The 15209-nt window shown below is 67.4% G+C and carries 10 protein-coding genes; 7 read left to right on the top strand and 3 right to left on the bottom strand.

Translation table 11 applies throughout. The features are described 5' to 3' along the window. Nucleotides 1–171: 171 nt before the first annotated feature. The 3 genes from S2M10_RS10495 to S2M10_RS10485 all read right to left on the bottom strand — a co-directional run bounded on the left by S2M10_RS10495 (nt 172) and on the right by S2M10_RS10485 (nt 3227). Complete coding sequence (locus tag S2M10_RS10495; RefSeq protein ID WP_247650737.1) at nt 172–1110, bottom strand: DUF1080 domain-containing protein; 939 nt, start codon at nt 1108–1110, stop codon at nt 172–174. Nucleotides 1111–1230: 120 nt separating this feature from the next. Continuing rightward, nucleotides 1231–1848 carry a trimeric intracellular cation channel family protein gene (locus S2M10_RS10490; RefSeq protein WP_168846007.1) on the bottom strand — a complete coding sequence of 206 codons (618 nt, stop codon included), beginning with the start codon at nt 1846–1848 and terminating at the stop codon, nt 1231–1233. Nucleotides 1849–1916: 68 nt separating this feature from the next. Then, on the bottom strand, nt 1917–3227 hold the full coding sequence (locus S2M10_RS10485; protein ID WP_168846006.1) for a sugar porter family MFS transporter: 1311 nt from the start codon (nt 3225–3227) through the stop codon (nt 1917–1919). Nucleotides 3228–3422: 195 nt separating this feature from the next. Between S2M10_RS10485 and S2M10_RS10480 the strand changes: the two genes are divergently transcribed. The 7 genes from S2M10_RS10480 (at nt 3423) to S2M10_RS10450 (ending at nt 15197) form a co-directional block, all read left to right on the top strand. Continuing rightward, entirely contained in the window at nt 3423–4886 is a 1464-nt protein-coding gene (locus S2M10_RS10480; protein ID WP_168846005.1) for a carboxylesterase family protein, read from the top strand. Nucleotides 4887–5077: 191 nt separating this feature from the next. Then, nucleotides 5078–8134: a TonB-dependent receptor gene (locus tag S2M10_RS10475; protein WP_168846004.1), complete on the top strand. Its 3057-nt coding sequence runs from the start codon at nt 5078–5080 to the stop codon at nt 8132–8134. 92 nt (nt 8135–8226) lie between these two features. Then, a complete protein-coding gene (locus S2M10_RS10470; protein WP_168846003.1) occupies nt 8227–9738 on the top strand; it encodes a tryptophan halogenase family protein in 1512 nt (503 codons plus the stop codon). A 36-nt stretch (nt 9739–9774) separates the two neighbouring features. Then, nucleotides 9775–10905 carry a hypothetical protein gene (locus S2M10_RS10465; RefSeq protein WP_168846002.1) on the top strand — a complete coding sequence of 377 codons (1131 nt, stop codon included), beginning with the start codon at nt 9775–9777 and terminating at the stop codon, nt 10903–10905. 65 nt (nt 10906–10970) lie between these two features. Next, entirely contained in the window at nt 10971–11375 is a 405-nt protein-coding gene (locus S2M10_RS10460) for a DUF2946 family protein (protein ID WP_168846001.1), read from the top strand. 70 nt (nt 11376–11445) lie between these two features. After that, on the top strand, nt 11446–13791 hold the full coding sequence (locus S2M10_RS10455; protein WP_168846000.1) for a TonB-dependent receptor: 2346 nt from the start codon (nt 11446–11448) through the stop codon (nt 13789–13791). A 14-nt stretch (nt 13792–13805) separates the two neighbouring features. Beyond that, on the top strand, nt 13806–15197 hold the full coding sequence (locus S2M10_RS10450) for a PepSY domain-containing protein (protein ID WP_168845999.1): 1392 nt from the start codon (nt 13806–13808) through the stop codon (nt 15195–15197). Nucleotides 15198–15209: the final 12 nt, after the last annotated feature.

Genomic DNA, 15209 nt, shown 5'->3' with positions numbered 1-15209 from the left:
CAATACTTAATTGCACGGAGCGTTGGGTGCCGGCGAAGGCGCGCTTGTCATTTGCCGAGAAAGCCGGTTGCTGGACTGTTCCTCCGCGAATTGGCGCGGTACGAGCCAGCGCAGGGAGCGGTGCGGTTCCGCAAGCGATCAGCTTTCCCGCTGCGACGCGCCCTTCGGCGCTCAGCTCGGCATCGCGACGATGCGGGGCAGGCGCCGGATCGGCTCCACGGTGATCCGGCGGAACCAGGTTTCGGCGCCTTCGGACTGAAGCTGGACATGCCCGTGGGTCAGCGGCGTGCGCTTGCCGTCCGGGCCGAGCACGGCAAGGTCTCGCGCCTCGGCGACCGGAACCCCGTTGACGACGTGCACCGCGCGATCGCCGACGACATAGAGATCGAGCGTGTTCCATTCGCCCTCCGCCTTCTCGGCATCGGTGGCGGCCTCGACATTCCAGGTCGGCGTGCCGTTGATCATGTCGACCATATGGCCGTCAGTGCGGAAGCGCAGGTGCGGCGCGATCAACGCCGGATCATAGGCGGCAGTGGTGTGCGCGCGCAACTGCTTGCCCACCATCACCAGCATGCCCGTGGAGCCCTTCATGACCTCGAACTCCACCGAAGGCTGCCAGGTGCCGAACACCGCGCCGGGGCGGCCATGCGTGTGATAGAGCAGGCCGTTGTTCGGCGGCTGGGTATCGCGCGGGGCCCAGCGCTTCGGCCCCCATTTGAACTGCAGCCGCAGATGATAGTCGTGCAGGTCCGCGCGGTGGACGAGGCTGCCCCAGGTCTGCCCCTTGATCCAGATCGCGGGCGCGCCATCGATCGTGCGGACGGCGAAATCGCCGCTCGTATCACGGGAGGTGCCCAGCGGCGGCGCGCCCGGCTCGCCCCGATAGGTGATCGACGGGTCCGCATAGCCGAGCCAGGGCTGCCAGCCACGAAGCGATCTTCCGTCGAACAGCGCGATCGCCTTGCCGGCAGGCTTCGGCACGTCGGCCAGCACCAGCCGCTGGCGGGCGGCAGGGGCATCGCCGACCAGCGCGCGGGCGAGTTCCTTCGAATCCTGGGCCGGTGCGGCCAGCGGCAGGGCAATCAGGAGGGCGAGCGAACGCAGCATCATCGGCATCCTTGTGCGGCTTGGGCGTACCGGATCCCTCCGGACGGATTGGCAAGGCCCCGTCTTACGGCGATTTTCGGGCAGGGGCAGCCCTTTTGCCCGTCGGCCGCGCGGCTGGCGATCTCAGGTACCGGCATGCGGCGGCAGTGCCAGCCGCCACCGGATCGCGGCGCCCCGCAGCAGGAAACCGAGCAACGTCGCCAGATAGGCCGGCCAGGGGGCGGGCAGACGCAACGCGGTCAGCCCGACGAACACGCCCGCAGCGATGAGCGCCGCCGTGACATATAGTTCGTGCCGCATCAGTACCGAGGGGACGCCGGCGGTGATGTCGCGGATGACCCCGCCTATACAGGCGGTAACCACGCCGGCGGCGACGGCGGACACCGGCGTGATCCCGAAGGCGAGGGCCTTGCCGGCACCGTAGACCGCATAGGCGGCAAGCCCGGCGGCATCGAGCCATTCGAGCGCGCGTTCGGGCCACCAGCGTAGCGGGACCAGCCAGGTGGCGACCGCAACGCCGACGCAGAGCAGCACGGGCAGCGGATCATGCATCCACCACACAGGTGCGCCGATCAGCATGTCGCGCAGCGTGCCGCCGCCGGTGGCGGTGATCAGCGCGAAGAAACAGGCGCCGACGAAGTCCAGCCGGTTGCGGGCCGCGGCCAGCGCGCCGGAGGCGGCGAAGACGGACAGCCCGGCAAGATCGAGCCAGGGGAGCAGGGGAGTGAGCGGCACGTCCATCCGGATCGCTTAGCGGGTGCGGGCGCGATCGTACTAGTCGAATTTCCGGCGGACGCACCGCGCTTGGTTCAGTGCTTGCCGCGCAGCGCTTCTTCCATCCGCTCCAGCCGGATGCCCTTGGTTTCCGGGAAGAAGCGCCAGACGATGACGAGCTGGAGCAACGTGGCGGCCGCGAAGAACCAGAACGGGAGACTGCGATCGACATCGCGCGCGACGATGGGAAAGCCGAAGCTGAGCACCGCCGCCCAGATCCAGTGCGTCGCGCTGCCCAGCGCCTGACCGCGCGCACGGACGCGGGTGGGGAATATCTCCGAGAGATAGACCCAGATCACCGCCCCCTGCGACACGGCGAAGAAGCCGATGAACAGCACCAGCAGCGGCAGCAGCAACGCCTCGCGGCCGCTGCCCGAATAGACGCCCGCGACGCCGGCGAGCGCTACGCTGGTGCCTGCGGCGCCAATCAGCAGCAGCGTTCGCCGGCCGACGCGGTCGATCAGCGTCATCGCCAGCAGCGTCGCCAGCAGGTTGGCCGCGCCGATCGACACGGCCTGTACGTCGCCCGAAACCTGGCTGAACCCGGCGGCTGCGAAGATATCGTTCAGATAATAGAGGATGGCATTGATGCCGGTGAGCTGGTTGAAGCTGGCGACCGCGACGGCGAGCAGGATCGGCTTGCGGTGAAGCGTCCAGGATAGCCGCTCTTCCACCGCCGCTTCCGCATCGGGGGCGGTCAGCGTCCAGTCGGTGAGCCCGATGCGGGCGGCGATGTCGAGCGCTTCGCTTTGCCTGCCCCGCGCAGCCAGCCAGCGCGGGCTCTGCGGGATGGTGAACATCGCGACCAGGAAGATCAGCCCGGGGACGATCATCACGCCCAGTTTCCAGCGCCAGCCGCTGCTGTCGTCCAGCAGCGCCGCCACCACGGCATTGCTGCAATAGGCCGCCAGGATGCCGCTCACGATCGACAGCTGGAACAGGCCGACCAGCGCGCCGCGACGCGAGGCGGGGCTGATCTCCGCGATGAACACCGGCGCGAGCACCGAGGCGCCGCCGATCGCCAACCCGCCGATGAAGCGGAATGCCACGAAGCTCGCCAGATCCCAGGCAAGCGCGCATCCCAAGGCGGAAAGGATGAAGGCGATGCCCACCCAGCGCAACACGGCGCGGGCACCGTATCGGTCGCCGGGGATGCCTGCGCCCAGCGCGGCGATCAGCGTGCCGACCAGTGCGGCGGAAACCGCGATGCCCGTCCCCGTGGGGCTGAGCGCGAAGGCGTGGGTGATCGGGGCGGTGACGCCGGAGACGACGGCGGTATCGAACCCGAACAACAAGCCTGCCAGGGCGGCTGCCACGGCGATCCTGCTTTGCGTGCCTGCCGCCATGCTCGGTCCCTCTTCCTGTCGACCTTCCGCGCCTGATCCCAGTTGGGCCGGCGGCGGTGCGGCGCCCCATCGATAACAATCGATTTGTGGTCGTGGCGCAAGCAGGAAGGCCGGAAGTCCGTTGAATTGCTAAATTTGGTGAATAAAACGGGCCGGGGCCGGCAGCGAGTGGCCGCCCGGCGGGGAGGGGCCAGAATGAAGCTGTTGTTCGCGCCGATTTGGATGCTGCTGCTGGCCGGTGCCGCGGCGCCGGAACCTCGGGTTGCGGTGACTGGCGGTCATGTCGCGGGGCGACGTGGCGAGGATGCCGCCCTGGTCTTCCGCGGCATCCCCTATGCCGCGCCGCCGCTCGCGGGAAACCGCTGGAAGCCGCCGCAGCCCGTTCGGCCATGGCGCGGCACGCGGCCGGCTGCCGCGCCCGCGCCGGCATGTCTCCAGCCGGACCAAGGCTGGAACAAGGCGGACGCGGCGAACGCCAGCGAGGACTGCCTTACCCTGGATATCCGCACCCCGGGCGTGCAGGGCAGGCGGCCGGTGATGGTGTGGATCCATGGCGGATCGAACCGTGCGGGATCGGCACGCGGCACGGTCGAGTCCCGGTTGGCGGCGAACGGCGTCGTGCTCGTCGCCATCCAGTATCGCCTGGGGATCTTCGGGTTCCTCGCGCATCGCGGTGCCGCTGCGGAGGCGCGCGGCCATGCCGGTAATTACGGCCTGATGGACCAGCTCGCCGCGTTGCGCTGGGTGCGCGCCAATATCGCGAGGTTCGGCGGGGATCCCGCCAACGTCACGATCTTCGGCGAAAGCGCGGGGGCGCAGGACGTATCGCTGCTGCTCGCGGCGCCGGCATCGCGGGGATTGTTCGCCCGGGCCATTCTGCAGAGCGGCACGCCGGGCTTCGGTATGCCGCCGCGGACGCGCGCAGAGGGTTTCGCACTCGGCGATCAGGCGGCCCGGCTGGTGGGCGCGAAGGGCATCGCCGGCCTGCGGCGCGCGCCTGCGGCTGCGCTGCTGGCGGCCGACCGCAAGCTGCACGATCCGGTGATCGCGCGTCCCAACGCCGTGTGGAACGACGACATGGTGTGGCTGCGTCCGCAGATCGACGGCAGGGTGCTTCCCCGCTCGCCCCGTGCATTGCTGCTGCTAGCGCCGCCACGGCCCGTAATCCTCGGCACCAGCGTCGCGGAGTTCGGCCCGCCGGAAGGATCGATAGCGCTGGCCGACGCCTTGCGCGCCGCCTTTGGCATGCAGGGTGAAAAGCTCGCGCGCCGCTATCGGGCGCCGGATGCCCGTCGCGGGGGACCTTTGCTCGCCCTGTCCACGGACCTGATCTTCGGCTGCCCGACCGATCGGCTGGCGCACCTGCTGGCGGATCGCGGCTGGCCGGTGTGGCGCTATCGCTTCGACCTTGCGCGGGACGGCGGCCGAAGCAGCCATGGATCCGAGCTTCCCTATGTCTTCGACGGGCTCCCTATTGCCGGTCGGCCCGCGTTGCTGCAACGTCTTTGGGTGCGCTTCGCGCACACCGGCAATCCCGATCCTGTCGCATGGCCGCGCTATGACGGGAAAATTCCCCGGATAGCCCAGTTCGATGCCGGCGGGCTGCGGACCGTCGATGTGGAAACCCCTGCAGCCTGTGCCCTCCACGATACGCTGTAGCGTTGCCAGGCGCGCGGGTTCATCTCCGCGCAATCAAAAAGAACAGTTGAATTATTTAAGTTGACCGCGTCTTCGCTTTGATCTCTAACTAGTGGCAGAGACGGCAAAAGCCGCTTGTCCAGGGAGGGGAAAGGTTGCGCACCTGCAATAGGCGCACCGCGGCTGCCTCCCATTGCTTGGGAGTTTGAGACATGGTGCAGTCCTTCCGCCTTCGCCGCCGCAATCTGCTTTGTGCAGCCTCTCTTCTCTGCCTCGCCACGAGCGGCCTGGCGCATGCGCAGGACAGTGCTCCAGCTGCTGACAGCGCTGCCGGGCAGGATAGCGAGATCGTCGTCACCGGCATTCGCGCCTCCCAGGCTCGCGCCATCGAGGTGAAGCGCGACGCCGCTTCGGTGGTCGATGCGATCTCGGCGGAGGACATCGGCAAGCTGCCCGACGTGACCATCTCGGATTCGCTCCAGCGCATCACCGGCGTGCAGATCCGCCGCGATGCGGGCGAGGGCGCGGCGATCAACATCCGCGGCTTGCCGCAGGTGACCACGCTGCTCAACGGCGAGGCCTATCTCGGCGCCAATTCGATCACCACGATCCAGCCCAATTTCAACGACATCCCGTCACAGCTCTTCTCCGGCGCGGACGTGATCAAGTCGACCACGGCGGACCTGCTCAACGCCGGCATCACCGGCACGGTGAACCTGCGTACCCGGCGCCCGTTCGATCTGAAGCGTGGCCTCACCCTTGCCGCAACGGCGGAGGGATCGTACGGCGACAAGACCAAGAGCTGGGATCCCAACGTCAACGGCCTGGTCGGCTGGCAGAACGAGCGCGTCGGTTTTATCGTCTCGGCCGCCTATTCGGACCTCAACCTCTCCAACTCGCACAACGGCATCCAGGAAGGCTATGGGGCCGCGCTGCATAACGAGGGGGTGGCAGATGCCACCAGCTGCGGCGGCTTCTCGCCCCAGGCACCGGGCTGCACCGCCACCGCGCGACCCCGCGGCACGCCGGTTGCAGGCGGTATCGACGTCAACGGCGATGGCGACGCCAACGACACGTTCATCGTGCCGCAGGGCTTTACCGCGTGGAATCGCATCACTCAGCGCCAGCGCCTGGGCATCAACGGCTCGTTCCAGGCCAAGCTGAACGACGCGCTGAGCTTCACCGCCGACGGCTTCTACACCCAGCAGACCCAATATAACCGCACTGCCGGCATCCAGATGCAGAATGTGAACTGGCAGGCGGCGGAATTCGTGCCGCTCAAGTCGCAGGATACCGGAGCGACTTCGGGTGGCTACAACGTCAACACGACACAGGTGTACCAGTACGATCTCGGCAACTTCGATTCCTATTCCGAGACCTATAAATGGAAGTCGGAATCGCAAAACTACAATGCCGAGCTGCGCTTCGACAACGGCGGCAAGTTCCGGGCGACGCTGCGCGGCCTCTATGGCAAGGCCACGCAGAACCAGGACCAGAGCTACCTCCAGTTCAGCCTGAGCAACGGCATCCAGTGGCAGCCCGGCGGGATCGGGCATTACCCGGCGGCGCTGGGCGGAGACCGCGCCTTCAACCCCGGCGGCTATACCGTGAACACGCTGGCCGGCCTGAACTCGCTGCGTGCGACGGTCGACTATAGCGGCGACGAGCCCAGCTTCAGCCTGCCGACCCAGCTGACCTCGCTGCTTGGCGATGCGTCCAATTATGCGCTCAAGACGATGTCCTCCGAGGACAATTACCGCCGTCGCGCGGACCTGAAGGTCGGCCGCTTCGACGCGGAATATGACGTGAGCGACATGTTCAACATCACCGGCGGCGTGCGCTACAGCGATCGCTCGGTCGACAATTACCAGTTCGAGCGCGTGGCGCCGGTTTATGCCGGCCAGGGCGCCAGCAATGCCTCGGGCTGCCTGGTCAAGTGGAAGGCGTTCGACGTTTCGGTCAACGACTCCACCTGCTCGGCGGGTGACGGTACCCGCTTCTACACCGCGGGCCTGACCCGCAAGGCGACCGATCCGGTGTTCAACGGCCAGGTAAAGCCATATAATCTGCCCGGCAACGGGCTCCCCGCAGTCTATGTCCTCGATCCGCACACGATGGACAATGCCGCGGCGTTCCAGAACAGCTTTTATCCGAACGAGCAGGAGCATCTGAACCCGGGCGCGTCCTACGACGTCGGCATCAAGCAGTGGTCGGGCTATTTCCAGCTCAACTTCAAGGATCTGGCACTGGGCGGCATGACCGTGCGCGGCAATGGCGGACTGCGGGTGATCAACACCAAGCTCGACATCCGCCAGAACGTCGTGGGCGGCCCGCTGCCCTATGGCCTGTCGAACCAGGATGGCGGCGACCTCCGCACGCAGCGCGAGTTCACCGACTTCCTGCCCGCGTTCAACCTGGCGTTTGACTTCACGCAGAAGCTGCGTCTGCGCCTTGCCTATGCGCGGACGATGACGCTGCTCAACCTCGACCAGTGGGGCGGCGGCCTGACCCCGGGCTATGCGATCGACACCTCGACCGGCTTGTTCCGCGTCACCGGCGGCAGCCAGGCGGGCAATCCGCAGCTCGATCCGTGGCGCGCGGACAATCTCGACGCATCGGTCGAATATTATATCGGCCGTGCCTCGATGATCAGCCTCGCGGCCTTCTACATCGACGTGCAGAGCTTCATCCAGAACGGCATCATCTATCGCAGCGACCTGCCCGACAATGACGGCGTGGTGCGCAACCGAACGGTGCCGATCAACACGCTGGTGCAGGGCGGGGGCGGCACGCTGAAGGGCGTGGAGGCGTCGTGGAAACAGTCGCTTGGCGATATCGGCTTCATGCCGACCTTCCTGCGCGATTTCGGCTACGACCTGAACTTCACCTATTCGCCCTCCAGCACGGGCGACAAGGATCTGGCCGGGCAGGACATTCCGTTCCAGGATAATTCCAAGTACCAGGCCAACGCGGCGCTCTATTATCAGGCGCACGGCCTCCAGGCGCGTGTTGCGTGGAACTATCGGTCCAAGCGTGCGGTCCAGTCCAACTTCGTCAATGGCCTGACCGGATCGGAACTGTACCAGGCGCCGACCAACTATGTTGACGCATCGATCAGCTACGACATCACGCCGAACCTGACGATCTACGGCCAGGGCCAGAACCTGACCGGCGAGTATGAGAAATACTACATCGTCTATCCGGACGAGCGCGCCTACAACAACATCTATGAGCGCCGCTTCATGGCCGGTGTCCGCGCGAAATTCTGAGCTCTCTCCCTGGTGCCTCGCTCCGGGCAGGAGCGGGGCGCCGTCTTTTCCGGGTGCTTCCGCTCGTCGCGGCTTGGCCCTAGGAACAGGATATGCGCGCAGCCGGACAGCCCCTCCGCTCCATCCTGATCGTCGGCGGCGGGACCGCCGGCTGGATGGCGGCCGCCCTGCTCGAGCGGCTGTTCGAGCGCCAGCCGGTCACCATCACGCTGCTGGAGAGCCCCGACATCCGCACCGTCGGCGTTGGCGAGGCGACGGTACCAGCGATCCGCGACTATTTCCGCGCGATCGGGGTCAGCGAGGCGGAGGTGCTGCGCGCCGCCAAAGGCACGGCGAAGCTGGGCATCGAGTTTTGCGACTGGGCCCGGCCGGGCGACAGCTTCTTCCATCCGTTCGGGCTGTACGGGATCGCTTCACGCGGCATCGGCTTCCATCACTATTGGCTGAAGCGCCGCGCCGCCGGTGATTACACGCCGATCGCCGACTATTGCCTGGCCACCCAGATGGCGCTGCGCGGCCTGATCATGCCCCCGGCCGAAAGTCCGCCCAATGATCTCGGCGTCTTCGACTGGGCAGTGCATTTCGATGCCGGGCTGTTCGCCCGCTTCCTCGCACGGCTCGCAACGGGGCGGGGCGTGCGGCATGTCGAAGGCACCGTCGCCACCGTGGAGCAGAACGGTGAGAGCGGCTTTCTCACCGGCGTGACGCTGCAGGACGGCAGCCGAATCGAGGCGGACCTGTTCCTCGACTGCACTGGCTTTCGCAGCTTGCTGCTCGGCGGCACGCTGTGCGTGCCCATGGTCGATTGGAGCCATTTGCTGCCGTGTGACCGCGCAGTGGCGATGCCCTGTGCCCATGGCGATGCCTTCACGCCCTATACGCGCAGTATTGCGCTGGCGGCGGGATGGCAGTGGCGCATTCCGCTGCAGCACCGCGTCGGCAACGGCTATGTCTATGCCAGTGCGCATCTTTCCGATGACGAAGCGCAGGCGGTGCTGCGTAGCCGTCTGGAAGGAGAGGCGCTGGCGGAACCGAACTTCCTGCGCTTCACCACCGGCCACCGGGCGCGGGTGTGGGAAAAGAACGTTGTTGCGCTCGGGCTGTCCGCGGGCTTTCTCGAGCCGCTGGAATCGACCAGCCTCACGCTGGTCCAGTCGGGCGTGGAGCGGCTGGGCAATCTGATGCCCGACCGCGGATACGCGCCCGAACTGGCGGACGAGTTCAACCGCATCACCGCGCTCGAATATGCCCGAATCCGCGACTTTCTGCTGCTGCACTATTGGGCGAACGGCCGCGCCGGGGAGCCGCTATGGGATGCCTGCCGCGCGACTCCGCTGCCGGAGGAGCTGGTGCACAAGGTGCAGCTGTTCCGCAGCCGGGGCGTCTTCGCCCGCTACGAATGGGAGTCCTTCCGTGATCCCAGCTGGCTGTCGATGTATGCAGGGTTCGACCTGATGCCCCAGCGCTACGATCCGCTGGCGGACCATTTCACTGACCGCGAACTGGAAGGCGCGTTCGCCCGGATGCGGGAGGCGCTGGGCCGGGCCTTGGCGCTGGCCGAGCCGCACCGGAGCTATCTCGAACGCATTGGCGCTATCGCCTGACGCGGCCGCCTGCAGGATGAGGGAAGGGAGAGAGACTTGAATGCCGTTGCGTTGATGCCGTTCGTGCTGACGGCGCTTACCGTCGCGGCCCCGGCGCCGCAGAGAGACGCGGGGCCCAGCTTTTCCTGCGCATCGGCGGCCACTGCGATCGAGAAGGCGATCTGCGGCGATCCGGCGCTCGCGGCGCAGGACCGGACCATGGCGCAGCTCTTCGGCATCGCGAAGCGGGGCGCGTTCGGCAGCGGCGCGTCCAACCAGCTGGCGGCGCAGCGCACGGCCTTGCAGGAGATGCGCGCCTGCGTCGGGCCGCGCGCGTCCCAGCCGCTCGCCACCTGTCTCAATACCCACTACGCCGTTCGCAATCAGGAACTGGCGATCGCCGCGCTACTGGCGGCACCGGCCGAGGCGCTCCCGGTGCTGCGCGCGGGCGATCCGGCCTTCGCGCCGATCCTGGAAGCGGTGCAACGCTGGGCGGAAGCGCCAGCGAACGCCAACTGGTCCGCACCGGAGCGGGTGCGGAGCCGCGCCCGGATCGCGACGCTGTTGCAGCCCTATCTAACGGCCCTGCAGACCAACGCCGACCGATCGTTCGGCAACGCGATCCTGTCCGATCCGTCGGGCGACGGGGTCGCCGTGCGAACGATCGATGACCTGTTCCGTTCGGACCGCCATTTCGCCGCCTTCCTTAACGTGCTGGGTCCCTATCTCGACGCGCCGAAACAACCCGATATGCCACGCGATCTGCCTTGCGCGGCGATCGTTCGGCATCCGCAGTTGCTGGCCGCCAATGGCCCGGTGTTCGGATCGACGATGGACAATTTCGTCCTCCGCAACGACTGCGGCGACAGCCTGCCGCCGCTCCCCGCGCTCGATGCGCTGGTCAAGAAGCTCCACGCGCACTGGCCTCCGTGCGAGGGCACGATCCGTTTCGCCATCTACAGCGGCTTCAGCCAGGATGTGGACCGCGCCCGTCTGGGCATGGTGACCGCGTCGAACGCGAAGGCGCTGCCTAAACCCAAGGGGATAGGCCCGGCCGACATCGCGGCGGCGGAGCGCGCGCTTGCCGCCTATTATGGCGACAATCTCCACGTTTCGCCCGTCGCAGCGGCGAAGATGGCGCGCGACGCGCTCCTGCCGATTCTTGAGGGCGCGCATGCCTGCGATTGAGACGTCGCCGATTGCGGGCGCGGAACCGTTCGACAAAATGCGGCGGGCTGCGTAGGCAGGCGTTCGTGTTCGCCCTTCGTCGCCTCTTGCTGGAGCATCGCCTGCTGTGCGGGTGGCTGATCGCGGCCGCGCTGCTGATGAAGGCGGTGCTGCCGGCGGGTTTCATGCCCATGCACGCGGGCGGCACGCTGGTGCTGGGTTTCTGCTCCGGCTACGGCCCCCAGACGATCGTGGTGACGATCCCCGATCGCGAGGGACGCACCGCCCCGGACGAACACCGTGCCGTGGGCGAGATGCCGTGTGCCTTTGCCGGTCTCGCCATGCCGGGGCTGGCGGCGGTCGATCCGGTGCTGCTCCTGCTCGCGATCGCCTTCGTACTCGAACGCGCGATCCGTACCGCCGCGGCGATCCCGACGATCGCCCGCATCTATCTGCGACCACCCCTGCGCGGACCACCAAGCGCCGCCTGATTCCATCGTCCCCAATATTCGTGCGTCCTGCCGCGCCTTGCGCAGACGCACGCCGGATCAGGAAGTCTTCATGTCAAAGCTATTGGTTTCGGCGGCCGTCTCGGCCGTCCTTTGTGCATCCGCCGCGTCCGCGCAGACCGACGAGGCCGGCCGGCGCGCCGAGCTGCTCCGCCAGCGCGCCGCCATCGACGCCGAACTCGCCAAGCTGGATGCCGCCACGCCGCAACCCCGCCCGGCCGTGCCCTCGACGGCGTCCGTCGATGCAGGAAACGAGATCCTTGTCACCAGCAAGGCGCTGTCGCTCACCACGCGCGTCAGCGGGCAGACGGTCACCACCATCGACTCCACGCTGTTCCGCAACACGCCCGCCACGACCATCGCCGATATCGTGCGCCTGTCGCCGGGCGTCGCCGTCACGCAGGGCAATGGTCCGCGCGACGTGAGCGTGTCGGTGCGTGGCTCCAATGCGCGCAATGGGTTCGGCGCGCGCAACCTGCAGGTGTTCGAGGACGACTTCCCGGTCACCCAGCCCGACGGCCTCGCCCGCTTCGACCTTACCGACCCGCACGCCTATGGCGCGGTAGACGTGGTGCGTGGACCGTCCTCTGCGCGCTACGGCAATTACGCGCTGGGCGGCGCGGTCAACTTCCGCACCCGGTCGGGCCGGGAGATCGACGGCGTGGAGGCCGGCTTTGACGCCGGCGGCGACGGCTTCGCCAATCTCTATGCGACGATCGGACAGGGCTATGCGAACCACGATATCGCGGTGTTCGGCAGCTATGTCCGCGGCGACGGCGCGACCGGGCATACCGGCTACGAGACGGGCACGCTCAATGCCCTGGCGCGGTTCGAGTTGGGCAGCCGCAACCGGGTGGCGGTGAAGCTGATCTACAATGAGGGCGAGTTCCGCCTGTCGACCCGGCTCTCGTACAACCAGTATCTGGCCAATCCCTATCAGCAGGGCTGCCGCACCGCCGCCGCTGCCGCGCCGGGCTGCGGCACGATCTCGGTACTGGTCAACGGCGTCAACGGCGCGCGCATCGCGCAGACGGCGGACGAGGGCGATCTCGCTCGCAACGACCGCCGCACGATCGTCGGCACGCGCTACGAACATGATCTGGGACCGGAGACGACCTGGCGTACCCAGGCGACGTTCGACAGCCGCGTCGTCAACCAGCCGACCAGTGCCACGCCGTTCAAGGGCACGCTCGACAGCTACAACCTCACCTCGGACATCACGCATCACGGCAGCATCGGCGGCATGGCGTCGACAAGTTTCCTTGGAATCTTCTACAATTATCTCGACAACCAGAGCTTTAGCTTCAACAAGACGCCGGCGGGCCGCAACGGCTTCGGCGCGCTGACCCAGACGGTGTTCGGCGACGTCCGCAATCTCGGGGTGCGGGCACGCGAGGAGCTGCAGCTGACCGGCCGCCTCCAGCTGATCGGCGGGATCGGCGCGGAGCGTTCGATCCTCGCCATGCGCCAGACCGCCTATACCTATCCGGTGGGCGCGAGCCCCGTCCTCAGACTGACCCCTGCTGACCGCCATTTCACCAATGTCGCGCCCGAGGCGGCGCTGTTCTGGCAGGCAATGGACGCGGTGCGGCTGCACGCGCGCGTTGGAACGGGATACGGCATCCCGCAGTCCGGCAACCTGTTCGTCACCGCGGCGGGCGTGGCTGGCAACAACGCCAGCCTCAAGGCGCAGCGCAACACCGGCGTCGACCTCGGCGCCGAGGTGACGATCGGAAACAGCTTCAAGGCCGAGCTGACCGGCTATTACGAGTGGTTCACCAACGAGCTGGTCAGCCAGTCGGCGGGGGTGAACCTGCTCGCCTATACGTCGAACGTGCCGCGCTCGGTGCATCGCGGCATCGAGCTGGGGATGCACTGGCAGCCGCTGGGCGGGGTGAAGCTGGATGCGAGCTACAGCTACAATGACCAATATTATACCGACTTCCAGGAGCGGCTGACCGCCGGCAGCGTCTCGCGTGTGCTCGGTCGCAACGGCAAGGCGATCCCCGGCGTGATCCCGCATTTCGCGAACCTGCGGGCGGGTTATGATCAGCCGGTAGGGCCGCTGCGCGGGATCGGGGGTTTTGCCGAGCTTTCCTATCGCGATCGTTTCTTTGTCGACAACAGCAACCTGCTGGCGATGCCTTCCGCGACGCTGGTGAATCTGAATCTGCATTACGATCCGCCGCGGGGCAGCGGGCCGCTGTCGCGCCTCAGCTTCTACGCCGCCGTGCAGAACCTGTTCGACGTCACCTATGTCGGCTCCGCGTCGGTGATCGCGAACAGTCTGGCGAACACCGGGTCCGAGAACCCGGCATCGGTGCTCGCCAACACCACGGGCTCGGTCTACGCCGGGCAGCCGCGCACGGTCTATGCCGGCGTCAAGGCGCGGTTCTGATAGGGGACGGGACGATGCAGCAAATCCATCATCGCCGCTGGCCCGGCACCGCCACTGTCTGGCGCTGGCACTTCTACGCGGGGCTGTTCTGCATTCCCTTCGTGCTGTGGCTGGCTGTCACCGGCTCGATCTACCTGTTCCGACCGCAGGTGGAGGCGCTGATCGACGCGCCCTATGCCGATCTGCCCATCAGCGGCCCGCGCGCCTCGGCGGCGGAGCAGGCGGCGGCGGCGGTGCGCGCCGTACCGGGGTCGGTGCTCCACCGCTACCAGCTGCCCGCCACCGACCGGCAGGCAGTGCAGATCATCGTCGGCAAGGGGAGGGATGAAACCCGCGTCTATGTTCATCCGCAGACGCTGGCGGTACTCAAGACCGTAGACGAGGATCAGCGGCTGATGCGGGTGGTCTTCCGGCTGCATGGCGAGCTGCTGGCCGGAACGCCGGGCTCGTATCTGGTGGAGCTGGCAGCGTCCTGGACGATCGTCATGATCCTCTCCGGCCTGTTCCTTTGGTGGCCGCGCCAGGGGGGGCTGGGCGGCGTCGTCTATCCCCGGCTGAACGCGGGCGGGCGACGCTTCTGGCGCGACCTGCATGCCGTTACCGGCTTCTGGGTCTCCACCTTCGCGCTGTTCCTGCTGGTCTCGGGCCTGCCCTGGGCGAAGAGCTGGGGCAGTTATCTCAAGGCGGTGCGCGGCGTGGTGGAAGGCCATCCGGTCAGGCAGGACTGGACCACCGGCCGTGCGGACGAGCTGCGCCAGCGCGCTGCGGCAGACGCGGGCACGCGAGCAATGATGGGCGAGCATGCCGAGCATCGTGGCATGGCGATGGCGCATCCGGCGGTCTCCTATGTCCCGCTTGACCGGCTGATCGCGACATTGGGGCCGCTGCGGCTGGCGACGCCGGTGCTGATCGCGCCGCCGACCGGGCCGGGCCAGCCCTGGACCGCCAAGTCGGACGCCGCCAACCGGCCGCTGCGCACCGACCTGACGCTGGACGGTGAGACAGGCAAGCTGTTGACGCGCAAGGACTTCGCCCAGCGGCGGCTCATTGATCGGCTGGTCGGCTATGGAGTGGCGATTCATGAGGGGCAGGCGTTTGGCTGGCTCAACCAGCTGCTCAATCTGGTGACCGCGCTGGGCCTTATGCTGCTTGCCGTGAGCAGCGTGATGCTGTGGTGGCGGCGGCGGCCGGAGGGTGTGCTGGGCGCGCCGCGCGCAACCATGCCGCAGCCCGCCGCGCTGACCTTCTTCGTGCTGGTCGCGGTGCTGGGGCTGTTGTTGCCGCTGATGGGGATCAGCCTGGTGCTGGTGCTGGCAGTGGAGCGGCTGGTGCTCGTGCGCCTGCCGCGGGCGCGGCACTGGCTAGGCCTGCGGGATCGCGCTAGCCTCGCGCCGCGCGGCAGGTAAGGCTGGGGAAGC

It is taken from the genome of Sphingomonas sp. S2M10 (assembly GCF_012650175.1).
Taxonomy (GTDB): Bacteria; Pseudomonadota; Alphaproteobacteria; order Sphingomonadales; family Sphingomonadaceae; genus Sphingomonas.
This window is presented reverse-complemented; position numbering and strand designations above follow the sequence as displayed.